The sequence below is a fragment of the Pseudarthrobacter sp. fls2-241-R2A-127 genome (genome assembly GCF_030209355.1).
Taxonomy (GTDB): domain Bacteria; phylum Actinomycetota; class Actinomycetes; order Actinomycetales; family Micrococcaceae; genus Arthrobacter.
In genome coordinates, this window is record NZ_JARVSF010000009.1 from 134,001 (window position 1) to 159,270 (window position 25,270).

Here is a 25,270-nt window from a genome sequence, read left to right on the forward strand (position 1 = left end):
CCAAGGGGCACGGCGCTCCTGGGCACTGCTATGCCGGCAGGGGCTCCAGCCTGCGCGTCGTGGCGGGCTGAGCCAGGCCGAAGTGGTCCCGGAGTGTGCGTCCCTGGTATTCGCGGCGGAAGAGCCCCCGGTCCTGAAGGATGGGGACCACCTGGTCCACGAAGATGTCCAGCCCTGAGGGCAGCACCGGCGGCATGATGTTGAACCCGTCCGCGGCGCCGGCCTCGAACCATTCCTGGATGGCGTCGGCCACCTGGGAGGGGGTGCCGGCGAAGGTCCTGTGCCCCCGGCCGCCGCCCAGGCGGCCGATGAGTTGGCGCACCGTGAGGTTTTCGCGGCGGGAAAGGTTCACGATCAGGGTGTATCTGCTTTTGGCACCCTCGATGGCGTCTTCGGAGGGCAGGTCGTCGGGCAAGGGGGCGTCCAGCTTCAGGGATTCCGCCGGCACCCGGAGGACGCCGGCGAGCTGGTTGCGGGCATGTTCGGGCAGGATGAGGTGATCGAGTTCCTGCTCCAGGCGTTGTGCTTCCTTCAGCGTGGAGGCGATGACGGGAACGATGCCGGGCAGGATTTTGATCGTCTCGGGGTCACGTCCGGCTGCGGCCGTCCGCTGTTTCAGGTCAGTGTAGAAGTGTTGGGCGTCCGCGAGGGTTTGGTGTGCGGTGAAGACTGCTTCGGCGTAGCGGGCGGCGAAGTCTTTGCCGTTCTCTGACGAGCCGGCTTGCACGATCACGGGGTGACCTTGCGGGGACCGCGGGACGTCCAGGGCGCCTTCCACTTGGAAGTGCCGGCCGTGGTGGTTGGCCTGGTGCACCCGGGTGTTGTCGGCCCAGACACCGGCGGCTTTATCGCCCACGATGGCGTCGTCGTCCCAGCTGTCCCAGAGCTTCCTGGTGACGTCGAGGAACTCGGCGGCACGGTCGTATCGTTCGCTGTGGGCGGGCTGGCCGGCGCGGGAGAAGTTCTTCGCTGCCGCGTCACCGGCGGTGGTCACCACATTCCATCCGGCCCTGCCGCCGCTGATCTGGTCTATCGAGGCGAACCGGCGGGCGAGGTTGAACGGTTCGTTGTAGGTCGTGGAGGCGGTCGCGATGAGCCCGATTCGTTCGGTGACAGCTGCTATGGCCACCAGCAGAACGGTGGGTTCCAGGCTCCCGTACGGCCGCTGGGTGACGTCGCCGTGCAACACCGGGGAGTCGGCGAAAAAGATGGAGTCCAATTTCCCGCGTTCGGCGGTCTGCGCCAGCCGTTGGAAGTGCGCCACGTCGGTCCCGGCCCGGCTGTCGCTTTCAGGCAGCCGCCAGGATGCTTCGTGGTGGCCGGTGCTCATCAGGAACGCGTTGAGGTGAAGCTGCCTCTGCCCGCTCATCGCTGCGCCCCTTCGGATACGGGGCCGTTCACGACGACGGTTTCGGAGTAGGTGGATGAGTCACCTTTGAGCGCGGTGCTGCGGCGCCCGTCCACGCCGGCCGGGATGTCACCGGCGATCGTAACGCGGTTCAGGGTGCGCGGCTGGCCGTCGTAGTTGTCCGGGGCGTAGTGCTGGGTGATGCGGTTGTCGAACAGGACGAGCTGGTTCGGTTCCCAATTGACCCGGACCACGTTTTCGGGACGGGTGATGTAGGCCTGCAGCAGCCGCAGGATGTCCTTTGACTCGGTGTTGGACAGGCCCACGATCCGCAGCCGTTGGGCAAACCCGCCGATGAACAGCCCCCGCTCCCCTGTCAGCGGATGGACCCGTACCACCGGGTGGGCCGTTTCGAAGTGGATCCGGGTGAACTCCTTGCGCCGTTCTTCGGCGTTGGCGTGCTCGAGGTTCTTGGGCACGGAGTAGTCGTAGTCGTTGGTGTGGATGGCCCAGAGGGTGTCTGCGAAGTTTCGCAGTTCCTCCGGAAGGTCCCGGTAGGCGCCGGCGGAGGACGCGATGAGGGTTTCGCCCCCATATTCCGGGAGGGTGATGCTGCGCAGGGTGGAGGCCTGGGGCGGGTTGACGACGAAAGTGACGTCGGTGTGCCAGTTGTTGGCGCTGCCATTTTCGCTGTCGACCGGGAGAACGGCCGGTTTTCCGTCCACGGAGGCGACCGTGGGGTGGGCGTTGGTGAGCGGTCCAAAGCGGCTGGCGAAGCGGACCTGCGCGTCGTCGTCGAGGACGTTTGCTTCGCGGAAGACAAGGGCCTTGTGCTCGTTCAGCGCCTCGCGGATCTGGCGGATCGTTGCGTCGCTGAGGTCGGCGTTGAGGTCCAGGCCGCGGATTTCGGCGCCGATGCGCGAGCCGAGTTTGGTGAACGTGAGCTTGGTTTCGGTGATGACGGACATGGTGGTTTCCTTTGCGTTCAGTAGGCGCAGATGCGCTGATGGGTTGGGTGGGCTGTGCGGGGGGGTGCTAGGCGGTGCCGGAGCCGACGCCGGTGCGCCAGCGGGAGAAGCGGCGTTCGACGCCGACCAGCAGGTAGTTCACGGCAAGCCCGAGCAGGGCGACGGTCAGGATGCCGGCGTACATATCGGGGATGAGGAAGCTGCTTTGGGCGTTGACGATCAGGTAGCCCAGGCCGGCCTTCGCACCGACCATTTCGGCGGCAATGAGGACAAGGATGGAGGAGGTGCCGGCCATCCGGATGCCGGTGAAGATGGTGGGGACCGCCGAGGGCAGGATGACCTTTTGGAAGAGCCCGACATTGGACAGTCCCAGGGAGCGGGCGGCACGGATCAGCAGCGGGTCCACTGTCCGTACACCGGCGATGGTGTTCAGGAGGACGGGGAAGAACGCGGCGTAGGCGACGATGCTGATTTTCGAGGTTTCACCGATCCCGAGCAGCAGGGTGAAGACCGGGAGCAGGGCCAGGGCGGCGGTGTTCCGGAAGACTTCGAGGAGCGGGTTCAGGAACCGGTCCAAGGCCCCGTACCAGGCGACGAGCAGGCCCATTATCACGGCTGAAACGACGGCGATGCCGAAGCCGCTGGCTGAGCGGGTGAGGCTGGCCGCGAGGTGGTTCTGCAGCTGGCCTTTGGCGACCAGTGTCCCGAGTGCGGCGAGGACCTCGTGCAGGGGAGGCAGGAACACCCTGGTGGATGCGGGGGCGAGGTAGAGCGGTCCCAGTTCCCACAGGAGCAGGAACAGCACGACGGCGCCTGCTCCCCAGAGTGCCCTGGCGCCGCTTCTGATCCAGCGCAGGACCCGTGGACGGCCGGTGGCCGGGACGGGGATGCTGCCAGGGACGGGGCGGCCGGACGTGGCTGGGCCCTGGGTGGTGAGGGGGGTGTCTGTGGTCAGTGTGGGGGCGCTCATCAGGCTGCCTTTCCGCTGAGGGTTTGCGGTGTCTGATCGGGTGCCGTGCCGTCCGGGAGGATCTTGGCGTGGCCGGCCTGCTGGGCCTTGAGGACTTCGTCGTGCAGGAGCGACCAGACCTTGTGCCGGCGCTCCACGAAGGCCGGGTCGGAGCGGATGTCACGCTCTCCGGTCCGCTCTCCAAGGTCGATCGGGACGATTTCCTTGAGCCGGCCGGGGCGTGAGCTGAGCACGGCGACGCGCTGGCCCAGGTAGACCGCCTCTTCGATGCCGTGGGTGATGAAGATGATGGTTTTCCCGGTGGTCCGCCAGATCCGCAGGAGCTCGTCCTGGAGCTGTTCGCGGGTCTGGGCGTCCAGCGCGGCGAACGGCTCGTCCATGAGCAGGATGTCCGGCTCGTAGGCGAGGCTTCTGGCGATGGCCACGCGTTGCTTCATACCGCCGGAGAGTTCGTGGGGGTAGCGGTCTTCGAAGCCGCCGAGGCCCACAAGGTCAAGGTAGGTGCGGGCTCTTTCTGCGCGTTCCCTGCGGCTGAGTCGTTTTCCGTCCGGCCCTGGGCCTTCGAGTCCGAAGGAGACGTTGGCCGCCGCGGTGCGCCAGGGAAACAGGGCGTATTGCTGGAAGACGACGGCGCGGTCCTTTCCGGGCCCGGTGACCTCTTTGCCGTCCACCAGGACTTTTCCGGTGTCGGGCCGGGTCAGTCCGGCCAGGAGGTCCAGGAGCGTGGTCTTGCCGGATCCGCTGGGTCCCACCAGGGTAAGGAATTCTCCGGCGGCGACGTCGAGGGTGATGCCATCGAGGGCCGTCAGGGTCGACCCGAGCGGCGCGTCCTTGGTGGGCCTGACGGTGAAGGTTTTCCCGATGGTGTGCAGGCTGATTTTGGGGGTGGGGCTTTGCGTCATGATGAGGCCTTCAGCAATCCGTTGTAATCGTTGGTGTAGTACTTCGACGGGGTTACATCTCCGGTGACGATGCCGGTGTCCTTCAGCCAGTCGGACCAGCGGCCGAAGTCCTGGTCGGTGATTTCGCCCTTGGCCGGTACACCGACGCTCTTCCAGTACTTCAGCGTCGCGGTGCTTTCATTGCGCTGGCGCTTTTCGATGATGCTTGTGAAGCGGGCGATGACCTCATCGCGGGGGGTGCTGCGTTCCCATTCGATGGCTTTGGCGACGCTGGTGGTGAAGATTTTGGCCGTCTCCGGATTCTGCTGGATGAAGTCTTTCCGCAGCACGTACTGGCCTCCGGCGAAGGTTCCGAACAGCTCGAAGTCGTTGAACAGGGAACGAAGGCCGCCCTTGGCGACGGCGTTGTCCTGCAGCACTCCGCCGAGGACGCCGACGTCGACCTGGCCGCGGCGGATGGCTTCCTCGGTATCGTTGGGCGGCACCACGACGAGCTGGACCTGTTTGATCTCGTCCTGGCTGAGCCCGTTCTTCTTGAGGTAACTGTTCAGGACGGCATCGGAGTGGGCACCCAGGGTGTTCACGGCGACCTTCTTGCCGATCAGGTCCCGTGGTGACGTGATGGGGCTGTCGTCCTTGACGTAGAAGCCGTTGAAGGTCTTCTCGTCCTCCCCGTAGTAGTTGATGACGGCTGTGACGGGTGCGCCTGCCTCGATGAGTTTGACGACGGCGCCGGAGAACGCGCCACCGAAATCGGTGGCACCGGTGGCGGCCGATTGGATGCTGGCCGGCCCGCTGATGGTGTTGCCAACCCAGTTCAGCTTCACGTTGCCCAAGTAGCCGAGGTCTTCGGCAAGCTCGGGAAGGCTGACGCTGTTGGCGGAGCCTTCATAACGCAGTTCAGTCACCTCGGGGCCGCCGGAGCCGCCTTGGGCGGTGGCCGGTCCCCCACAGCCGGAGGCCAGCAAGGCGGTGGACATGGCCGCTGCCACGCCAAGGACGGAGAAGGTTCGTCGGGACATGTGCGGATTTTTCATGAGGGACTTTCTGAGCTTTCGATGGGGATTCCCGCGGCCGGCGGTCTGTCCGGCCCGGTTGTGTCCACCATGAGAGCAGAGATGAAACCAGCGCAGAAGGGCAGTGTTCATGCTGGGAAACCAGGAGTAATCCACGGCTCATGCCCCGTCGCACAGGGCAAAGAAGACGCACCACGACATGCGGCGAAAAGGTGGCGAAATCCAAGGAAAGGCAAGGCAACGTAGCCACGGGTACGCCGACGCACGGCGTCACCCTTCGTCTCCTGGACCCTTCCCATGACACCGGCACGCGGCGTCACTCGAAACGAAACCCGAAGAATCCGACACCTGGAGACGCCTTCGACGCCGCCGAGGTATCCGCCTGAACCCTTCGAGCGCCCAAAGATTTAGCTAGAAGTCGCCCATTGTGTCGCGCCCTGGTCGGCGTCACCCTTCACGGGAACGCCGCATACGGACCGTCGGCGTCGCGCCTTTGACCTGCGGATGCATCTGCTTTGAAGCCCTGCAGACGGCGCCACCAGAAGAGTACGGGTTTATGGTTTTTGATAGGGGGACTGCCAGGTGGACAGTGCGCGGAAGGGGACCACAATGACTGCAACCGATACTGACCAGCCGGACATCTTCACCCGGTTTACCACCAGGACGGCGAAGGTTCTCGGCCATGCCTGGGTGTTTGTAGTGGCCGTCGCCGTGTTGATCATCTGGGCCCTGACCGGCCCGCTGCTCGGCTTCTCGGACACGTGGCAGCTGGTCATCAACACCAGCACCACTATCGTGACGTTCCTGATGGTTTTCATTATCCAGAACACCCAGAACAGGGATACCGCCGCCCTGCACGTGAAACTTGATGCCTTGATGCTTGAGCTCAAGATCAGCAACGCGAAGTTGTATGAAGCCGAAGAAGAGGGCGAAAAAGAAATCGAACGGCAACGGCGCCGGATCGAGGACGCCGCCGAAAAGGAAGAATAGCCGCACCAATACTTTGGTGAAGCAGTGGGTACGGGGAGAAACAAGAGAACCGGAGGACCACCATGACCATCAAACTCAATCAGGCCGCATTGCGTCACGCCCGGCAACTGATCAAAGACTCCCAAACCGCCAAGGACACCCGCGATGACTGGAGCGAGCATGCTCCGGACGCCGACCAAGAGAACAAGTTCATCGAGAAGAACGGCTATCCGGAATACGGCCGCTGGCACCTTGGCGAAGACCCCGACAAAACGCCGGAGACAAAAGGCAGGTACAGCTTTCCGTTCGGCGACTTCCGTCGGCTGCACAGGTGCGCCATCCTCGCCGTCGAAAACCGCGCTGCCCAGAACAACTACGACGATATTGCCAAGGCAGCCAAAGCCCTCCTTGAGGATCTCGACAAATAGCAGCGGGCAGTGTGCGGCCTCGTCCCGGAACCGGGCGCACCAACGTGGCCAAGTTCGGACGCCGGCTAGATACCGGCCAAAAGGGTGCGGGCGGATTCGAGGTAGGCCGCTTCTACATCCTCTCCCGCAAGGGCGCACTGGACGGCGCAGCCCTGGATCAGCCCCATGACTGCCGGGGCCAGCAGCCGTGCTTTCCCCTGCGCGTCCTCGGCAGGGCGTGAAACGCGCAGCCACGCCTCCAGATAGGTCTCGATATGCCCGCGGATCTGGGCGAGGATGCTCCGCGCCACTTCCCCCATGCGGTCGTTGCGGACGGCCTCACCCCACACCTGCACCGCGACGCCGGGGAAGAAGTCCATCTGCATCAGTCCGGTCATAAGCTCCACAATGGCCTGCTCCGGCGGCAGGACGGCCCCCTCTCCGCCCAGGCCCTCGAGCGCCGCCATCCGCTCGGCGAAAACGCGCTGGCCGGCGTCGACAATCAGTTCCTCTTTACTGCGGTAGTACACATAGACGGCACCGGCCGAGAGCCCGGCCTCGGCGATGATGTCCCCCATTGAGACGTTCGAGAAACCCTTCTCCGCGACGCACGCCAGCGCAGCCTGCTGGATGCGCTCCCGCATGGCGACCCGGTGCTTCTCGCTGACTTTAGGCATGGATCCATGCTATCTCGAAAGAAAACGAATGATCATTCTTGACGGCGTCGGCCGCCGGCCCGAGAATAGAGAACAAACATTCTTTTTCCTCCGGGAGGCAAGCACCATGTCCACCACCGCTGAACGCACGCAGGCTCCGGACCACCGGTCAGAGCCAACTACCGGCACGCACACCCCCTGGCCGCACGCCCTGCGCACCGCACTCCTTGCAGCGGCGGCCGTCTGCACTGTCCTGCTGGCCTTTGCGTGGCCGAGCGTCACCGCCAAAGTCCAAGATCTGCCCATCGCGGCCGTGGGTACCGCAGACCAGATTTCACAGGTCACGTCCAAGGCCCCGGCCGGCGCCTTGGATGTCCGCACCGCTTCAAGCCGCGATGACGCCGTAAACCTCATCAGGCAACGGGATGTCTACGGTGCAATCGTCCTGGGCGCTTCGCCGGAAATCCTGGTAGCCAGCGCCGGCAGTCCGGTCGCATCGCAGGCCGTGACCCAGATGGGCGCCCAGATGCAGTCCCAAATCCAAACCCAGGCCATCGCCAAGCTCCAGGAGGCACTTGCCCAGGCGGCAGCAAAGGCCCAGGCCTCGCAGGGCGGACAAACGGCGCAGGGCCAGTCTGCGGCCATCCCCCAGGTGACCGTGACCGACGTCGTCCCCCTCTCCTCCGATGATGCGCGTGGCACCGGACTCGCCGTTGCCGGCCTGCCTTTGGCGATGGGCGGCATGATCGGCGGCGTCCTTATTTCACTTCTCGTCTCGGGGACGTGGCGCCGGCTGGGGGCGATCCTGGCCTACGGCGTCATCGCAGGACTTGGCCTCGCCGGCATCCTGCAGGGCTGGTTCCACACCCTGCTTGGCAGCTACTGGACGAATGCCGGTGCGATCGGCCTGGGAATCATGGCGACGGCGGCCATCATCGTGGGACTGAACGCGCTCATCGGGCAGCCGGGCATCGCAGTTGGCGCGGTGATCACCCTGTTCATTGGCAACCCGCTGTCTTCGCTCACCCAGCCCAAGGAATTCCTCCCTGCACCGTGGGGTGACGTGGGGCAGTGGCTGGTGCCCGGCGCCTCGGGAACGCTCCTGCGCGATCTCTCGTATTTCCCCGAGGCCGCAACGGCGTTCCCGTGGCTCGTGCTCGCCGGCTGGGCCGTCGCGGGGGCCATCCTCATCGCCGTCGGCCACTTCCGCAACGCGCCCGCCGTCGCCGACGCTTAGCACGCGCCACCGGGCCCTGGGGCGCCGGCGCCTGAAAAGCTAGTTTGAGGCCACCCAGCCGGCGGTCAGGCCGGTGACCCGGCTGCCGTCCAGGTCAGCCAGTTTGGTGGCCACAAAGTCGTGCGCCCAGGCGGAGGTCTGGATGCGGAAGTCGGGATTTTCCTCTTCCATGGCGGCCAGGACCACCGCGGCAACGTCTGCCGGCTGTTGCGCGTTGCTGCTGGCGAACTGCGTGCTGGTCCTCGCCAGGTACGCCGAGATAGCGGGGACGTAGGATCCGGCCGAGGCCAGCAGGGAGTCGACATCGATCCCGGCGTTTTCCACGAAATTGCTCGAGACGGCGCCGGGTTCGATGACGTGCACCCCCACGCCAAGGGTCTTGGCCACGGGCTGCAGGCTTTCCAGGAAGCCTTCAACGGCGAACTTGGCGGCGCAGTACGCCTCGTTGAACGGCTGGCCCACGATCCCTCCGACGGAACTGATGGTGATGACGCGTCCGCCACTCTCGCGCAGGTGCGGCAGCGCGGCACGGGTCAGGGCCACCACGCCAAAGAAGTTAACTTCCATGGCAATGCGGAAGGCCTCCAGTCCCAACATTTCCACCGTCCCCACGGCGGCGCTTCCGGCGTTGTTGACCAGCACGTCGAGCCGGCCGTAGGCATCAATGCAGTAAGCGACTTCCCGGTCGATATCGCCGGCGTTCGTGACGTCGAGGCGGCGGACGTCCAGGACCACTCCGGCGGCATCTGCGGCAGCCCGAAGCGCATCCGCCCGCCCAAGGTCGCGCATGGTGGCAACTGTGGTCCAGCCGGCCCGCGCAGCCTCGATGGCGGTGGCCAGGCCGATCCCGGTGGATGTTCCGGTAATCAGCGCCACGCCCTTGGCCGGCGCCTGCGGCCGGGTCATGCTCTCTTCGCTCACGGGGGCTCCCTCTTACTGCTGGAATCTGCTGCCAATGGTTGCCTTCAGTCTCTCCGGCGGCTCCGGATCCGGCAAGATGCAGGCGGTCCTACCCCTTGCGCTCAGCGCGGTACGCGCTGGGGCTGACCCCGTGCAGCCGGCGGAACTGGCGGGAGAAGTAGAACTGGTCCTGCAGCCCGACGTCGCGGCCCACCTGCGCGATGGTCAGGTCCGTGGTGTCCAACAGATGCCGTGCGCGCGCCATTTTCAGGGCAGTGTGGTGGGCCAGCACGCCCCCGCCGGTCGCCTCCCGGAACAGCTTGCTCAGGTGCGACGACGAAACACCAACCAGCGCGGCAAGGTCAGCCAGCCGGACGGCTCCATCCACCCGGTCCTCCAGGTAGTTCATGGCCTGCTGCAGCGGCGTCCCCTTCTCCGGCACCCGCCGGTCCACGGCCAACGTGGCAAGCAGCTTCCACGCCATCCCCGCCGTGGCCACCAGCCGGGCGGGCGACTGGTCCTTCTCCAGGGCGCTGATGATCTCATCGAGCATCGCCGTCAACCGGTCTGCCGCCACCACCGGAACAATGCACCGTCCCGGCCTGACCCCGGCGCCCTCAACCAACTCCGCCGCATCCGTTCCCCGGACGTGGCACCACCAGATCGTCCATGGGTCATCCGCGGCGGCACCGTACGCATGGGCCTCGCCCGTTCCGCCGGGAAGGACGACGGCGGTACCCTTGCCGACGTCGGTCCGCACACCGGCGGTGTCCACCCACCCCCGTCCGTCCACACACAGGATGACGATGGTTTCCTCCGCGCCTTGCGGCCGGTAGCGGCCATGGTCCTTCGCGGCGGGAAACACGCCTGCGTCGGTGACCACCAGCCTGCGGGTGATGGGACGGTTGAGCGCCTCGAGGACCAGCGGCCGCGGCACCACCACCAGCCGCTGGTTTTGGAACCCATGCGCCCGCTCCACAGCTGCCCCCTCCGTCACGAAACGTCCATCCTATGACGGCAGGGGATGGTCAGCCCAGGTCCTCCCGCCACTCAGACCAGCACACCAGCTGCACCCCGTCCACGGCGAGCAGGTCGCCAACCGCTGCGTCCCGTCGACGCTGGGCGGCGGCGGGCAGCCCCACCTTCGCGCCCTTGGCGAGCGGCAGGACCTGGAGCGAAATGTCCGCGCCGGGACGGATGCCTGCGTCGTCAATGTCGATGACCCACGCAGACCCGTCCCAGAAGCGGTCGGCCACCACCTTGCCGTCCACGAGCAGCCGGGCGACGTCGCCTGCCCAGGTGATCTCCAGCTCGGTGGGTGCACTGCCAACGCCGGGATCCGTCGTCGGAAGTTCCAGCCGGTACACCGCAGAAAGGTCCGCCACGGATTCCCGGCCTGGCGCTGCGGCCCGGCCTGCGAGCGAGCCGAAGGACGCAGGAACCGCGGCGGCAGCGCGGACGGCCTCGACTGCGACATCCCGACGCGGAGGTTCCCGCAGCACTGCAGCAGCAGCCACGTCCTCAAATCGGCCGGATCCGCATGAATACCGTCGGGCAGCCGGCGCGCCCAACGAGCGGCCCGCCAGCCGGCCGCCGGCGTCAACCCACACGGGGTCGGAGGACAGCACCAGCTCCCGGCCACGCGGCGTCTCCAGCACCCACGCCTGGTCAGCCAGCTCGGCAGGCAGCACCAGGATTTTCACCGCACCCCCGGGGCCCGTGGCCGTCACCGGTGCCGGGCAGGAAGGTGAAAGAGCCCAGGCATTCCCGCCCAGCGCAGCGGCCCCACCCGCCAGGACCGTCCCCGCCGACAGGCACAGCCGGGGTTCGATACCGGCTTCCGCGGCGAGGACCAGCGTGGGCGATCCCTCCGGATCGAGCACTGTGAGCGCGGAGGCGGTGGCCCAGCGCAGCCGGATGCCCCCAACGTCCAGGTTCACCGGCCAGGAAGCGATGGTGCCGGCCGGAATATCGACGGGAAAGTCGGGAACCGTCACCGGCCCGTCCGCCAGCCCCAGGCGGAACTGGGCCCCAGTATATGCATTAAGCGGTATATGTGGCTGATGCCAGGTGATGAATATAAAGCCGGACTTCCCGTCGGAACGGAGCGCCCAGCGCAGCGTCTCCGTGTCCTCGATCCCGGACTGCTCCCGGTCCGGCAACGTGGACGGCATCGGCGCCAGTCGCTCCCCGAACGCGGCCAGGAATGCGTGCTGCCGGCGCAGCAGCGCGTAGCTGGGCGCCAGCCTGCCGGACGCACTGATGGGCGCATGGAAGTCGTAGTCGAACTCCGGAAGATCGTTCGGGTACCCCGTGGCCTGGGACTCCTGCAGGCCGGCCGCAGGGTTCGTCCCGCCGGCGAACATGTAGTACCCCTGCCAGCCGGATCCGCTGCCGATCTTGTTGTTGGCAACAGCCGCCACGTCCTTGCCCTGTGGCCAGGGCCGGCGCTGGTAGGCCGTGGCCATGCCCCCGGTCAGTTCGCAGGTGGCCGGCGGATAGAGGCCGGAGGCGGACCGGGGCTGCGACGCATCGTTTCCGGAGAGGTGTTCGCGGAGATCGGCTCCGATGCCTGGATCGTCCCATTGGTGGCTGAAGAAGTAGTGCTGGCGGAATGTCGGGTCCCAGGGCGCCTCGGCGTCCACCCAAAACCCGTCCCCGTAGCCGCCGAAGACCGGCAGCACGTCCGTCTCAGGCAGGTCGGCGCCGCCCCACGCGGTCGCGGTCCAGATCGGGACCGTGAGTCCGGCAGCCTGTGCCAGTTCCTTCAACCGGGAGATGTGGGCCGGCTGGTCGTAGAGCTCGTTTTCAAGCTGGATGCCGATTACGTTGCTGTCCGCCCCGGTCAGGCCGCGGAGCTCCGTCCCCAGCCGGTTGTACCAGCGCTCCACCATGGCCAGGTACGCGGGATCGTTGGTGCGGTGGTGGACGCCGGCCGCCTGGATCCAGTCCGGGAAGCCGCCATTGCGGACCTCCCCGTGCGCCCAGGGCCCGATGCGCAGGACCACGTCCAGGTCCAGCGAGCCGCAAAGCCGGACGAACGCCGCGACATCGAGGTTGCCGTCAAACCGTGCACCGCCCTGCACCGGCTCGTGGTGGATCCAAAAGACGTAGCAGGCCACCACGGTGATTCCGCCGGCCTTCATCAGGCGGAGCCTGTCCTCCCAGCGGTTCCGGGGCAGCCGGCTGAAGTGGATTTCCCCGGAGACCGGGATGGCGGGACGTCCGCCGCACTCCAGGTAGTGGTTGGTGACCCGCCACCTGGCGTGCGGATCATCGGCGTTGCTCATAGGCGGCCGCTGCAGGGCATTGCCGTGCGGCCGGTGGGTGGCGGACAGGAGGTCAAGGGCCGTGTTCGGCGAGGGCATGGCGACGTCTTTCAGTTCACTGGGGAGGTAAGGATCAGGTGGTTCATGCGGCGCTGCCACTCTTCGCTGGCCCACCCAGGGTGGTGCGGCGCAGCGTTGGAGCACAGCACCATGCCCCACACGCCGTGCTCCAGTGCGGTGCGGATGCCGTGTTCGGCGAGGTCCCGGCCCACCGGCCCCTCCTCGAAGGTGCCGTGCAGCGGTGTGTAGCCGATCCAGCCCTCGCCCACCACTGCGGGAAGGTTCTTCCAGCGGGCCCATGCGGCGAGGGCGATCACCCGCGATGCAATTTCGCGCCGCATCACTTCCCGGTAGGGCCCGTACTCGTTGTACAGCCAGGTGTCCCAGGCATTGGGGTCGATCCAGTCGTAGCCGTAGAACATCTGGCCGGTGACCACGGTGGCGCGATACCTCCACTCCGCCAGGCGGCCGTACTCCGCGGGGGACGGCGCGCCAGGTTTCAGCAAATCCCGCAATGCCTGGTTGGGAAATCCGCTGGTCCCCTCGGAACGGATATCGATCTGCTGCTGGAGGGCGTCCAGCACCCCGTAGCTGTAGACGTGGAACTGCGCCGCCCCCAGGCCATCAGGCAGGGTATGCATGGCAAGGTGTGGCGGTTTTCCGTAACTGGCGGTGATCAGAAGGTCCGGATGCAGCGAGCGCAGCCGCTCCACCTCATGCATGCCGTCGGCGAGCGCCGGGAGGATGGAGAAGTCCACCTCGTTGTGCAGCTCCACCAGGGCGATGCGGTCCCGGTGCCCGGCCCCTGAAACCACGCCGATCAGCCGGTCCCAGGCGTCGGCCAGGAGCCGGTACCGGTCATCCAGCGGGACGGCGTCGATGGCGTCGAACCATTCCGGCGATGCCGCGAACGCGGGTGACTGCTGGTATTCCCAGCTGGCCAGGATCACCACCAGCCCGTGCCGTGCGGCGGCGTCGAACAGGTCCAGGAGCCGGGCGCGGAGGTTAAGCCGGTATCCGCCGGGAACGTCGTACCAGCGCGTCCCCCGGCCGTACATTCCGCCGTCGGGCGCTGTTCCGAGCCCCTCGATTTCCAGGTCCTCGGCCAGTGCCTCCAGTCCCAGCCCGCCGCAGAGCAGCAGCGGGGCGGCGCAGATCCGGATGGCGTTGTATCCAAGCCCGGCGGCCTTTGCGCAGGCGGCGTCCAGGTCCGCGTAAGGTCCGCCGGCCTCGGCGCGGGTGTACCAGGAGAAGTCCCAGAGGCTGATGGCCAGGCGGGGCGGCAGGTGCGGCGGCGGTGCTCCCGTCAGGGAGCGCGTGTCCATGGGGACCGTTCCGGAGCCGAGGTAGCGGGGTTCTTCACTCACAGGGCACCGGTTCCTTCCAGCTGCGGGCTGCCGGCCAGCAGGCGGCCCCTCCCGGCCAGGTCCCGGAGGGACGCAGCCGCGGTGCTGCGGGACGCGGCAGTGCCTGTCGCGAACAGCAACAGCTCAGGCAGCGAAGTGGCGAAGTAATCGGGTGCGGCGGGAGCGGCTTCCAGTTCGTCGGCCCGTTCCTCCAGCCGGCGCCACACGCCCTCGGCGTCGTCTATCCTGCCCAGGCGGGCAAAGGCGACGCCCCGCCAGTAGTCGTCAGGCCCGGCGGGACCGGGGTCGACGGCCAGGGGACTTCCCTGCCGGCAGGCACGGCGCCAGGCCTCCACCGCAGCCGCTGTTTCCCCGTCGCGTTCCAGCGCGTCACCGAGGACCACGAAGCGTTCAGCCATGGTGTCCCGGGGGTGCCGGCCTTCGCCCAGGTTGGCGGGCGCTTCGACGCCGGCGCGCAGCAAGGCGATGGCCGCCGTCGGGTCCTGCTCCATCAGGGTCCGTGCGTGCTGGACCGCGGCACGGTCGTAAGCGGCGAGGGCCAGGCCTTCACCGCCCTCGAACGGCTGGAACGTGCGGGAACCCAGGAGCGCCAGGGCTTGCTCCGGGCGTCCGACGCCGGCCAGCAGGTTGGCGCAGAGAATGGCGAGGTCGTCCCGGGCCAGGACAACCGGGCCGTGCCGCTCAATGGCGGCGAGCCGCTCCTCTGCCGGCAGGCCGCGGAGCTCCGACAGGACGGCCCGCTCGAAGACCAGCCGCGCGTCATCCGGGCTGAGTTCCAGGGCCCGGGCAAAGTACGCGTCCGCGGCGGCGTGGTCCCCACCGGTGTTGACCGTGGCCAATGCGGCGTTGCGCCATACAACGGGGTCGGCGGCGCCGTGGATCATCGCCTTTTGGAGGTGGCCCAGCGCATCCGTGGGCCGTTCCGCGTCCAGCAGCCAACAGCCCATTAACCCGTGTGCCACGGGATCGCGCGGGTCGGCCTCGAGGGCCCGGTGCAGCGCATCGTAGTCGTCCAGGCCGTAGGGGAACGCATGGCTGGTGTCCGCACGCCGGGCCTTTCCCCGTTCGGCGGCAGCTTCCTGCGGGTCCAACAGTTCTTCGAGCCAGCCGGCGCGCAAGTAATGGCGGATAGGCGCGGGGTTGCCGAACGCCGCATTGCCCGGCGTCGCAGTGCCGGCGCCGCCGTCCCGGGTCAGGTCCAGGGCGAGCTGCCACTGGCCTGCGCGGGCCAGCCAGCAGGCGACGGCCAAGCCGGTTTTGGGGTCTGCGGCGTCAAGGGTTCCGGCCAGTGCGAGGGCGACGGGGTCGAGCGGGTCCGCGGCAAGGATGTCCTGCAGCAGGCGGGAGCTGTCAGCCGTGCGGCCCAGGTGCTCCAGGGCCAGGTAGCGGAGGTGCCTGGCTTCCGGGCTGCTGGATTCCAGGGCCAGCGCGGCATCGGCATGGCGGAGCGCGTTCCCGGCCTCGCCCTCCCGGAGGGCCAGCCGGGCGCAGGCGAGGAGCGCAGGGTGCGCCCAGGCCCTGTCCCAGGCGGCCTTGCCGAATCGTTCCCGGGCGTCATCAAGCCGGCCTGTCCGCTCCAGGGCCACGCCCAGCCGGTAGCTTGCCTCCCCGCTGGGAGGGTTCAGGTTGCGGCTGGTCAGCCGGGCCAGGGCGGTTTCGAGGAGTTTCCGGGCGCCGGCATAGTCCCCGGTCCGATACTTGGCAGCGGCCAGTGCCGTGGCGGCGCGGGAATCCCGGGGATCCCGGCGGAGTATCTCCTCGAAGTAGGGCAGGGGACCCCTGGTGGGGTGCCGGTTTTGGGCCAGGTGGGTTCCGGTGGCAAAGAGCTCGTCAACGCTGTCAAAGTCCGACGGCGGCCCGGGCTCGGTGGCGGCCCAGGGCTCGGCGGGACGGTCCACCGGTTGCCGCGGGGTCCATGTGATGAGTTGCGTGGTGCCGTCCATGACGCTGAGGGTGAGGTCTGTTTCGGCGGCCGGCACAGGCAGTTCAATGGTGGCGGTGAAGGGCCGGTCCGGGGACAGCGCGGCGCTCCAGGTGTGAAGCGTTTCGCCGTGCAGGGCCAGGACCACGGTGGCGGCGTCCCGGCGGGTGGTGGCGGCAACACCCACCGTGGCAGCATGGCCGGCGTGATCCACGGAAAGCGCGACGGCGGCCTCCAGGTTCGCCTGGTGCGCCGGACCGATGCGCCGGATCGGGTACCAGTACTGGCTGAACGTGCGCGTCTCACCGGGGGCCAGGTAGCTGAAGTCCGGCTGGTTGTCCGTGAAGACGCCCGCCATCAGCTCGACGTACGGGCCGTCGTCGTCCGTTAAATGTTTGTCCCAGGCCTCGCCCACCGGGCCGTTCCCCCACGTCCACTGCTTCTTGCCGGGCGCAATGCTGCGGTCCGCCCAATGGATAAAGCCGGCTTCGGCGTCGTGGTCGTAGCCGCCGAAGAAACTGTCGGCGGTGTCCGTGACCATGTAGGAGGTGGGGACGGGGATGTTGGCGTAGAAATCGAGCCGGCCCGCTTCCGGGGTGCCGGCCTGGCTGGCCAGGGCAGGGTAGTCCACCCCGTAGTAGGGCCGGTCGGCGAGGGGGAACGCCGTGATGGCCCGCCGCGCATGGTCCGCCACATAGGAGACGTCCGTGGGAAAGAAGGACTGGTAGTTCCCGTGCACCCTGGCGGCGGCGTTCGCCCACCACAGGAAAGTCTGTGGCTCGTCGGTGCGGTTGTAGAGCCGGGCCTCCACCTCGATCAGGGAGCTGCCCGGCCGGAGCCGGACGCCATGTGTTCCGCGCATCCGCTGCAGCGGGTCCAGGTCGGTGTGCCAGGCGGTGACGCTGCCGTCGCCGGCCTGCTCGATGCCGGTTTCCACCGGCAGGAACGTGGCGGGCCGGTGATGCTGAGGCCAGTTGAACTCCACCCCGCCGGAGATCCACGGCCCGGCCAGCCCCACCAGGCCCGGCTTGATCACATTATTGCGGTAGAAGAAGTCATAGCCGGCCGTTTTGTCATAGCCCACGTGGATGCGGCCGCCGATTTCCGGCAGCAGCATGAGGCGGACGTACTGGTTTTCCAGGTGTATGGCCTGCCACAGCCGGGGCTTCCTGACCGGCTCGATCCTGTCGATGAACGGCATGGGGTACACCTTGCCGCTGGAACCCTGGTACACCCGCCGGTCCAGGAACGGGGGGTAACGGTCCGGCTCCCCCGGCGCGTAGGTGTCAATGAGCACCGGTTCGCTCCAGCAGGCCACGCCGCCCGCATCAAGGATGTCCTGTTGGTCCTGCGGAGCGTCCGGCAGCACAATCCTGCCCGGCTCGTTACGTTCAATGGTCACCCCTCAAAGCTATGGAGTGGCCCTCAGGGGAGGCCATGGCAAATACGCGCCCTTATATGGACGATCGTGTTCCGGCGCCCGTGGATGCCAGCGACTACCGCGGGGCGGCGTCCGTGGGTCCGCGTGTTTGCCGTAGGCCATTGACCTTGTAGCAAACCCCTCATAAAATCGTTTCAATCACTTGGAAAGCGTTTTCCAGATCCAGTCCGCTCAACGAGGAGCCAAGTATGCAGCTCAACGGAATCCAGCCGCCGGCCAAACGGGGAATCACCCGAAGGAACGCCATCCAAGGGGTGGGCGGGGCAGCGCTGGGTGCGGTCCTTGCCAGCCAGGCCGGGCTCGCTGCCTCGGCGGCACCACCGGCAGCAGCAGGAGAAGGCGTCCGGGTGTTGATCGGTGGCGCTCCGGCCAGCGTGGGAAGTTACGCCTTCCCGGCAGAGGTCCCGGAACTGGTCCTGGACAACGGGCTGGTTCGGGCCACCTTCGGACGCGACGACGCCGGCATTCCCACCGGCTGGTCCGATGTGTCCATTACCGCCACATCGATCGTGGTCGGCGGACAGGAACTGGCGCACAATCTCAATGGCGTCGAGCCGCGGGATCCGGACCGGCAGCACTCTTTCTACGTGGACGCCTCGGGTGGCAAAACGCGGCTCGTGTGTTCGCGGGTTGACGTTGTGCGGGCCGAACCCGGCCTGGTGGAGGTTGTCTTCGTAGACACAACCAGCACCCCGCTGCGCCACGAGCACCACCTCGTGATGCGGTCGGGGCGGCGGGGCATCTACGGCTACAACGTGATGACCGCAGTGACCGACACCGTCATCAACGAGGTGCGGATGAATACCAGATGGGACCGCGGCATCCTTGACCACTCCTACAACTGGGAGCGCGGCGCGGGCCAGCAGCCGACGTACGCCTACCTGGACACCCAGCAGCGCATCCAGGACGAGACCTGGAAGGTGGACGGCATAAACAACGCGAGCCTCCCCAGCCCGGAAAGCAACTCAGGGAATTTGCCGGCGGGCTCGGTCTACAGCAAGTACGACTGGAGCCTCTACCACCATGAGAACCCTATGTTCGGGCATTTCGGCCACGGCTACGGCGCGTGGTTCACTCCGCTGGGCGGCGTTACGGACGGCACCCTGTGCGCGTTCTATGGAGCCGGGCCACAGCACCAGGACCTGGCGATCCACCAGGACGCCCTCATCCTGAACTATTTCTCCCGTAATCACTACGGGGAACCCGCCTATCCGATCCCGGCCGGATACCGAAGGCTGTACGGGCCTTGGCTGACGTTCTTCACGGTCGGGGACGGCGCCGATCCCGATGCAATGATTGCCCAGGCCGCCCGGACCGCAGAGGCCGAAATCAGCGAGCACAGGGCCGGTGCCCCGTGGGTGGCCGATGACCTCTACCCGTCACCGGCCGCCCGCACCACTGTCACCGGCCGGGTCCGGCTGACCGACGGCCGGGCCGCCGCGAACTTCCACGTCGTCCTGTCCACCCAGGACAGCGACGGCCTGTTCCCCATCGCCGAACCCACCTATTTCGTCAAGACCGACGCGGACGGCAACTTCGCCCTTCCCGGCATTCCGCCGGCATGGAAGCCCGGCAGCACGGCCTCTGGGTCCTACGTCCTGTACATCCAGCCGGCGGACGGCTCCGTTACCGACCTCTACCGCCGGACCGGCGTCGTTGTCTCCGGCAGCACCCAGGACCTCGGCGAAATCGTCTGGAGCCCAGGCAGCCGCGGAACATTCCTCTGGCAGCTTGGCCGCTCGGACCGGACCGCCGGGGAGTATGCCCTGGCTGCCGAGTCCCCGGTTAACGCCGGCCCGCGAGGCTATGTAAAGCCGTCCAACATACCGGCCGACCTGACCTTCACCATTGGCGAGAGCTGGGAACCCACTGACTGGTACTACGCCCAGACCAACAGGGGAACCTGGACGGTGCGATTTACCCTTGATCGCGCTTTCCAGGGAACTGCCTACCTCACCGTAGCAACATCAATGCAGCAAAGCGGTGCGCCCACGGTAGCCGTAAACGGCAACACCTCGTCCATAAGTGGTGTCTTTCCCAACAACAACGACTCCACCATTGCCCGTCAGGCAGACAGGAGTGGATATCCACGGACCGCCGTTTTGTCCTTCCCGGCAGCACTGCTGGCAGTCGGAGAAAACCGGATCACTTTCACGCATGGCGCTGCAGCACCGGCCGGCAAGGGACCGGGTTGGGACACGCTCGTCCTCGAAGTCGACGAAGGCACGCCCCAGCCCCCGGCGCAGCTGACCGCCGAGGTACGCAAGGCGTACTCCGGCGGCACCACCACCTGGGCGGTGACTGTCACCAACAGTGGCGCCGGGACCGCGCGGGACCTCCGGATCGGAAGCATCGTGAACCCGTCGGGTCAGCCGGCCAAAATCATCGGCCGTGACCCCGCCAAGTTCGCCGTTCCGCTGGCCGCCGCCCTGGAGGCGGGAGCCAGCATCACAGCGCATATCAGCGTCCTCGGCGGCCAACCGGTGACGGTCGCCGTAACAGCGGACGGCGGACGCACCACCGCCACCGCCTTGGCCAAATAACCGGGCCACAAAACAAGCAGGCAACGAAAGGGATTCATTGTGGGAAGACTGTTCGATGGCCCCTGGCCCATCACCATCATTGTTGTTGTGGCGCTGCTGCTGTTTGCGGCGCCGAAACTCCCGGTCATGGCACGCAGCCTGGGCCAGTCCGTGAGGATCCTGCGCTCCGAGGTCAAGGAGATGAAGGCCGACTGCGGCCAGGCCGACGGCGACCCCCACCGCAGCGATGCCCCGGCGGTCCGCAGCTGAAGGCACTTTGCGCGTACCTCCTGCCCGGGGATGCCTAGACCGCCAGGCGCGGCCCGTCTGCCACGCCGGGAGCGGAAGACACAACCGGCAGGGCCCCGGTGAGGGCTTCCACCACAGCCATCTGGCCGGTGGAATCCGGAACGCCGGGGTACTGGAGGTGGGTGGCCTCGACGGGTTCTGCGTCGGCTTCCTCCGACCGCATGCGGACCAGCGCCACCGCGGAGATGAGGAACCAGGCCACGTTGGTAACCACCGACGGCCAGGCCTGATGCAGCGTGCCGTTGAGAATGAAGGCCACGGAGCCGAACAGGTTTGCCGTCTGGAAGCCCTTGCCGGCCTTCAGTCAGCCCATGGAAACGGCAAGATATGCGCTGAGAATCGCAACAGCGCCTGTCCAGCCGGCAATTTCCCACAGCAGTTCCATGGCGTCCTTTCAAGGGTGCCCGGCGCAGTATGCAGGCAGGGCTCAAGGGGGTGTGTTCGAGGTTTGGTTTCGCCGCGCGCCGTCCTGAAGGAAACGGCGCGTCCAGCTCTGCGTTGCCTCCAGCCCTGGTCGGGCGAGGACCTCATGCTGGCCAGCGGCATAATCCTATCCTGTGCTGGGGTGGCTTTAATGCCGCCTGACAGTGACACTCCCCACGTCTGGACAAGTCCTCCACCGCGTAGCACGATCAAAGCTGTGACCAGCAGTCCAGCCTCCGATCCCTATCTCCGCGAACTCACCCAACTGAGGCGCGTCAAGGACCGGATGGACCGCGAATATGCGCAGCCGCTCGACGTCGAATCGCTCGCCAAAGACGTCCACATGTCCGCAGGCCACTTCAGCCGCCGCTTCAAGCTCGCCTACGGTGAATCGCCCTACAGCTACCTCATGACGCGGCGCATTGAACGGGCCATGGCATTGCTCCGCATCGGGGACCTCAGCGTCACGGACGTGTGCTTCGCCGTGGGCTGTTCCTCGCTGGGAACCTTCAGCACCCGCTTCAGCGAGCTGGTGGGGATGCCGCCCAGCGTCTTTAAGCAGGAGGCGGCGCACTCGACGGCGGGGATCCCCTCATGCGTGGCGAAGCAGGTCACCAGACCGGTCAGGAATCGAGAAGCCTCAACCCCTGAGCCGTTACTAGCATGACTGCCATGGACATCAACATTTCCTCAACCTTCCTTCCCGCCACCGATCCCGACGCCTCACTGGCGTTCTACCGCGACGCCCTGGGCTTCGAAATCCGCAACGACGTTGGCAGGGGCACCATGCGGTGGATCACCGTCGGCCCCGCCGGCCAGAAGGACGTTTCCATCGTCCTGCACCCGCCGGCGGTGGACCCCGGCATCACCGACGATGAGCGCCGCACCATCGCCGAAATGATGGCCAAAGGCACCTACGCCACGATCGTCCTCTCCTCCCCGGACGTGGACGCAGCTTTCGCCAAAGTCGAGGCCACCGGGGCCGACGTCGTCCAGGAACCCATCGACCAGCCCTACGGAATCCGCGACTGCGCCTTCCGTGACCCGGCAGGCAACACCGTGCGCATCAACCAGCAGCCTTAGGTATATAACCAGCAACGTATATAACGGGCGACGCCGCGGGAGGCTGCCAGCGCAGCCTCCCCGCAGTGCCGCCCAGGACAGAGGGGGACACCTTGAGTACCGACACCAGCACCGACGCCGGCCATGCCCGGATGCATCTGGCCGACAGTCATGACCTCATCCGGGTGCAGGGCGCACGGGAAAACAACCTCAAGGACGTCAGCCTCGAGCTGCCCAAGCGGCGGCTCACCGCGTTCACCGGAGTGTCCGGCTCGGGCAAGAGCTCACTGGTGTTCGCCACCATCGCCGCCGAGTCCCAGCGCATGATCAACGAGACCTACAGCGCGTTCGTCCAGGGCTTCATGCCCAGCCTGGCCAGGCCGGACGTGGACCGGCTGGAGGGACTGACCACGGCCATCATCGTGGACCAGGAGCGGATGGGCGCCAACCCGCGGTCCACCGTAGGCACAGCCACGGACGCCAACGCCATGCTGCGGATCCTGTTCAGCCGCCTGGGCCAGCCCTACGTCGGCCCGCCCACCGCCTTCTCCTTCAACGTGCCCACGCGCAAAGCCAGCGGCGTCATGAGCACCGAGAAGGCCGGCAGGGTGGAAAAGAACGTGGTCCGCCAGGTGACCTACCTCGGCGGCATGTGCCCGCGGTGCGAGGGCATGGGCGCCATCAGCGACATCGACCGGACCGCCCTCTATGACGATTCCAAGTCCTTGGCCGACGGCGCCCTCACCGTCCCGGGCTACTCCATGGACGGCTGGTACGGCCGGCTGTTCGAGGGCATGGGCCTGCCCATGGACAAACCGATCGCAGCGTTCACCGCGAAGCAGTTGGACACGATGCTGTACGCCGAACCCACCAAGATCAAGGTGGAGGGCGTCAACCTCACCTTTGAAGGCGTCATCCCCAAGATCCAGAAATCCATGCTGTCCAAGGACGTGGAGGCCATGCAGCCGCATGTGAAGCGGTTCGTGGAGCGGGCGGTCACGTTCGCCACCTGTCCGGACTGCGGCGGCACGCGACTCACGCCGGAGGTTCTCAACTCAAGGATCAACGGCAAGAACATCGCGGACCTGTGCACCATGCAGATCAGCGACCTCGCACAATGGATCCGCGGACTGGACGAGCCCACGGTGCGCCCGCTGCTGGCCGGACTGCGGGACCTGCTCGACGCCTTTGCCGAGATCGGCCTGGGGTACCTGTCGCTGGATCGTCCGGCCGGCACCCTGTCCGGCGGCGAGGCGCAGCGGACCAAGATGATCCGGCACCTGGGCTCGTCCCTGACCGACGTCACCTACGTCTTCGACGAGCCCAGCATCGGCCTGCACCCGCACGACATCGAGCGGATGAACACGCTCCTGCTGCAGCTGCGGGACAAAGGCAACACCGTCCTGGTGGTGGAGCACAAGCCGGAGATGATCGCGATCGCCGACCACGTCGTCGACCTTGGCCCGGGCGCCGGCACCGGCGGCGGCGAGATTGTCTACGAGGGCGACGTCGACGGGTTGCGTTCCAGCGGCACCATCACCGGGCGGCACCTGGGTGACAGGTCCCGGCTGAAAGATTCGGTCCGGGCGGCCCGCGGCGCGCTTGAGGTGCGCGGCGCCGCCACGAACAACCTGCGCGACGTGGACGTCGACGTTCCGCTGGGCGTGCTGTGCGTGGTGACGGGCGTGGCGGGGTCCGGCAAGAGCTCCCTGATCCACGGCTCACTGGCGAAGCGTGACGGAGTGATCGTGATCGACCAGGGTGCCATCAGGGGGTCCCGGCGCAGCAATCCGGCCACCTACACAGGGCTGCTGGAACCAATCCGCAAAGCATTCGCCAAGGCCAACGGCGTCAAGCCCGCCCTGTTCAGCTCCAACTCCGAGGGTGCCTGCCCCACCTGCAACGGCGCCGGCGTGATCTTCACCGAGCTCGGCGTCATGGCCACCGTGGAGTCCACATGCGAGGAATGCGAGGGCCGCCGGTTCCAGGCCGCCGTCCTGGAATACACCCTGGGCGGCAAGAACATCGCCGACGTCCTGGACCTGTCCGTGGACGCGGCACTGGCGTACTTTGCCGAGGGCGAGGCCAAGACGCCAGCGGCGCACAAGGTCCTGGAACGGCTGGCGGACGTCGGGCTGGGCTACATCACGCTGGGCCAACCGCTGACCACGCTGTCCGGCGGCGAGCGCCAGCGCCTTAAGCTGGCCTCGCAGATGGCCGAGGCCGGGGAGATCTACATCCTGGACGAACCCACGGTGGGCCTGCACCTGGCCGACGTCGAACAGCTCCTTGGCCTGCTGGACCGGCTGGTCGACTCGGGGAAGTCCGTCATCGTCATCGAGCACCACCAGGCAGTCATGGCACACGCGGACTGGATCATCGACATCGGCCCGGGGGCCGGGCACGACGGCGGCTCGATCGTTTTCGAGGGTACGCCGGCGGACCTGGTGGCCAGCCGGTCAACGCTCACAGCGCAGCACTTGGCCACCTACATCGGCCGCTAAGCCGTCAAAACCCGTTTGTTGAGCCTGTGGAAACCTAGCTTCGCTGCAGCCGGCCAAGGAAGGACACCGTGGCCGCGGCGATCTGCTGCTGCGCGGCCTGGCGGCTGATGCCGGGTTCGCCGTCGCCGGGCTGTGCGCCGTAGTCGCCGAAGAACGCGTGAACCCCGCCCTGGACGGCCGCGAATTCCGTGTCCGCGGGCAGGAGTTCCCGGGATGCCTGGATCTTGGCAGGGGTGCTGAGTCCGTCCTGGCTGCCGGAAACGGACAGGACGGACAAGCCGGTGCGGCCGCGCAGCGACTCGATCGGGTAGGAGGCATAGAGAACCAGTCCGCTGACATCGGTGTTGGCCAGGGCGAAAGACGACGCGGATACCCCGCCCAGTGAGTGGCCGCCCACCGCCCACGTGCTGATGTCCGGGTTGTCGTCCATGGCGCTCCTGGCCTGGTTTCCGTCCAGCAGGCTCAGCCCCAGCGGTTCCTTCAGGATGACCACCCGGTACCCGGCCCCCACGGCAGGGGCCAGGATGTCCTGGTATGCCTTGGCGTCCACGCGGGCGCCCGGGTAGAAGACCAGCCCTTTGGTGGTGGTCGTGCCCTCCGGCGACATGGTGATGGTGGTGGCTGACTCGGTAATGGCAAGATCCGACGTCGGGCCGGCTTCCGCTGCCTGGCCCGGCTGGTAGGCGAAGGGGCTGAGCCAGGCCAGCCCGGCTGCCAGCGCCAGGACGGCGATCCTGCCCGTCCAGGCACCCACGGCCCGGACCCGGGAGAGGGGCCGCGGAACGGCGCGGCGCAGCCACAGCAGGACGGCCCAGAGGACACCCGCCGCCGCGGCTGCCAGCAGGATGACCGGCAGCAGGGGGTGGCCGCCCAGGACCGCAGGATTGCCGGCCAGCATCCAGGCGGGAACGAGGATCAGGGCGGCAGCGCAGGCCACCGATGCCCAATAGAGAACGGTCCTGTGCCTGGCGGCCAGGGCACAGGCTGCGGTTGGTGTGGCGTCCATGGGTCTGATCCTT

Annotated in this window: 19 protein-coding genes and 2 pseudogenes; 8 read left to right on the forward strand and 13 right to left on the reverse strand. The window is 67.0% G+C overall.

The window, feature by feature from the left end:
- Positions 1–28 precede the first annotated feature (28 nt).
- The 5 genes from QRN53_RS07290 to QRN53_RS07310 form a co-directional block, all read right to left on the reverse strand.
- A complete protein-coding gene (locus QRN53_RS07290; RefSeq protein WP_285243351.1) occupies positions 29–1,369 on the reverse strand; it encodes an LLM class flavin-dependent oxidoreductase in 1,341 nt (446 codons plus the stop codon).
- Positions 1,366–2,316: a TauD/TfdA dioxygenase family protein gene (locus tag QRN53_RS07295; protein ID WP_285243352.1), complete on the reverse strand. Its 951-nt coding sequence runs from the start codon at positions 2,314–2,316 to the stop codon at positions 1,366–1,368. The genes QRN53_RS07290 and QRN53_RS07295 overlap by 4 nt, the downstream gene beginning before the upstream one ends.
- Before the next feature lie 67 nt (positions 2,317–2,383).
- On the reverse strand, positions 2,384–3,286 hold the full coding sequence (locus QRN53_RS07300; RefSeq protein ID WP_285243353.1) for an ABC transporter permease: 903 nt from the start codon (positions 3,284–3,286) through the stop codon (positions 2,384–2,386).
- The gene (locus QRN53_RS07305) at positions 3,286–4,188 is read right to left on the reverse strand and encodes an ABC transporter ATP-binding protein (RefSeq protein WP_285243354.1); all 903 of its coding nucleotides are present in this window, start codon (positions 4,186–4,188) and stop codon (positions 3,286–3,288) included. Before QRN53_RS07305 ends, QRN53_RS07300 begins: the two co-directional genes overlap by 1 nt.
- A complete protein-coding gene (locus QRN53_RS07310) occupies positions 4,185–5,210 on the reverse strand; it encodes an ABC transporter substrate-binding protein (protein WP_285243355.1) in 1,026 nt (341 codons plus the stop codon). Before QRN53_RS07310 ends, QRN53_RS07305 begins: the two co-directional genes overlap by 4 nt.
- A gap of 603 nt (positions 5,211–5,813) precedes the next feature.
- On the opposite strand from QRN53_RS07310, the gene QRN53_RS07315 reads away from it, so the two are divergent.
- Both QRN53_RS07315 and QRN53_RS07320 read left to right on the forward strand, forming a co-directional pair.
- Complete coding sequence (locus tag QRN53_RS07315) at positions 5,814–6,194, forward strand: low affinity iron permease family protein (protein ID WP_285243356.1); 381 nt, start codon at positions 5,814–5,816, stop codon at positions 6,192–6,194.
- Positions 6,195–6,256: 62 nt separating this feature from the next.
- On the forward strand, positions 6,257–6,601 hold the full coding sequence (locus tag QRN53_RS07320; protein ID WP_285243357.1) for a hypothetical protein: 345 nt from the start codon (positions 6,257–6,259) through the stop codon (positions 6,599–6,601).
- A gap of 65 nt (positions 6,602–6,666) precedes the next feature.
- On the opposite strand, the gene QRN53_RS07325 is transcribed toward QRN53_RS07320, so the two are convergent.
- Positions 6,667–7,257: a TetR/AcrR family transcriptional regulator gene (locus QRN53_RS07325; RefSeq protein ID WP_285243358.1), complete on the reverse strand. Its 591-nt coding sequence runs from the start codon at positions 7,255–7,257 to the stop codon at positions 6,667–6,669.
- Positions 7,258–7,363: 106 nt separating this feature from the next.
- Between QRN53_RS07325 and QRN53_RS07330 the strand changes: the two genes are divergently transcribed.
- On the forward strand, positions 7,364–8,473 hold the full coding sequence (locus QRN53_RS07330; protein ID WP_285243359.1) for an ABC transporter permease: 1,110 nt from the start codon (positions 7,364–7,366) through the stop codon (positions 8,471–8,473).
- A gap of 39 nt (positions 8,474–8,512) precedes the next feature.
- Here QRN53_RS07330 and QRN53_RS07335 read toward each other — a convergent pair whose 3' ends face one another.
- The 5 genes from QRN53_RS07335 to QRN53_RS07355 form a co-directional block, all read right to left on the reverse strand.
- Positions 8,513–9,394: an SDR family NAD(P)-dependent oxidoreductase gene (locus QRN53_RS07335; RefSeq protein WP_285243360.1), complete on the reverse strand. Its 882-nt coding sequence runs from the start codon at positions 9,392–9,394 to the stop codon at positions 8,513–8,515.
- Between the two features lie 88 nt (positions 9,395–9,482).
- Positions 9,483–10,370 carry a helix-turn-helix domain-containing protein gene (locus tag QRN53_RS07340; protein ID WP_285243361.1) on the reverse strand — a complete coding sequence of 296 codons (888 nt, stop codon included), beginning with the start codon at positions 10,368–10,370 and terminating at the stop codon, positions 9,483–9,485.
- A 31-nt stretch (positions 10,371–10,401) separates the two neighbouring features.
- A complete protein-coding gene (locus QRN53_RS07345) occupies positions 10,402–12,741 on the reverse strand; it encodes a beta-galactosidase (protein ID WP_285243362.1) in 2,340 nt (779 codons plus the stop codon).
- 11 nt (positions 12,742–12,752) lie between these two features.
- On the reverse strand, positions 12,753–14,069 hold the full coding sequence (locus tag QRN53_RS07350) for a cellulase-like family protein (protein WP_285243363.1): 1,317 nt from the start codon (positions 14,067–14,069) through the stop codon (positions 12,753–12,755).
- The gene (locus tag QRN53_RS07355) at positions 14,066–17,392 is read right to left on the reverse strand and encodes a DUF5107 domain-containing protein (RefSeq protein WP_285243364.1); all 3,327 of its coding nucleotides are present in this window, start codon (positions 17,390–17,392) and stop codon (positions 14,066–14,068) included. The genes QRN53_RS07350 and QRN53_RS07355 overlap by 4 nt, the downstream gene beginning before the upstream one ends.
- 227 nt (positions 17,393–17,619) lie before the next feature.
- Here QRN53_RS07355 and QRN53_RS07360 point away from each other — a divergent pair, with 227 nt between their 5' ends.
- Complete coding sequence (locus tag QRN53_RS07360) at positions 17,620–19,974, forward strand: polysaccharide lyase family protein (RefSeq protein ID WP_285243365.1); 2,355 nt, start codon at positions 17,620–17,622, stop codon at positions 19,972–19,974.
- A 39-nt stretch (positions 19,975–20,013) separates the two neighbouring features.
- Positions 20,014–20,181, forward strand: a pseudogene (locus QRN53_RS07365) (twin-arginine translocase TatA/TatE family subunit); the annotation flags it as partial.
- Between the two features lie 76 nt (positions 20,182–20,257).
- Here QRN53_RS07365 and QRN53_RS07370 read toward each other — a convergent pair.
- Positions 20,258–20,647 (reverse strand): annotated as a pseudogene (locus QRN53_RS07370) (CBU_0592 family membrane protein).
- A gap of 255 nt (positions 20,648–20,902) precedes the next feature.
- Here QRN53_RS07370 and QRN53_RS07375 point away from each other — a divergent pair.
- The 3 genes from QRN53_RS07375 (at position 20,903) to QRN53_RS07385 (ending at position 24,251) form a co-directional block, all read left to right on the forward strand.
- Positions 20,903–21,352 (forward strand): helix-turn-helix transcriptional regulator, encoded by a 450-nt coding sequence (locus QRN53_RS07375; RefSeq protein WP_285243366.1) that lies wholly within the window; start codon positions 20,903–20,905, stop codon positions 21,350–21,352.
- Positions 21,349–21,768: a VOC family protein gene (locus QRN53_RS07380; RefSeq protein WP_109044183.1), complete on the forward strand. Its 420-nt coding sequence runs from the start codon at positions 21,349–21,351 to the stop codon at positions 21,766–21,768. Before QRN53_RS07375 ends, QRN53_RS07380 begins: the two co-directional genes overlap by 4 nt.
- Positions 21,769–21,860: 92 nt before the next feature.
- Positions 21,861–24,251 (forward strand): ATP-binding cassette domain-containing protein, encoded by a 2,391-nt coding sequence (locus QRN53_RS07385; RefSeq protein ID WP_502934827.1) that lies wholly within the window; start codon positions 21,861–21,863, stop codon positions 24,249–24,251.
- Between the two features lie 34 nt (positions 24,252–24,285).
- On the opposite strand, the gene QRN53_RS07390 is transcribed toward QRN53_RS07385, so the two are convergent.
- A complete protein-coding gene (locus tag QRN53_RS07390; RefSeq protein ID WP_285243367.1) occupies positions 24,286–25,257 on the reverse strand; it encodes an alpha/beta hydrolase in 972 nt (323 codons plus the stop codon).
- Between the last annotated feature and the right edge of the window lie 13 nt (positions 25,258–25,270).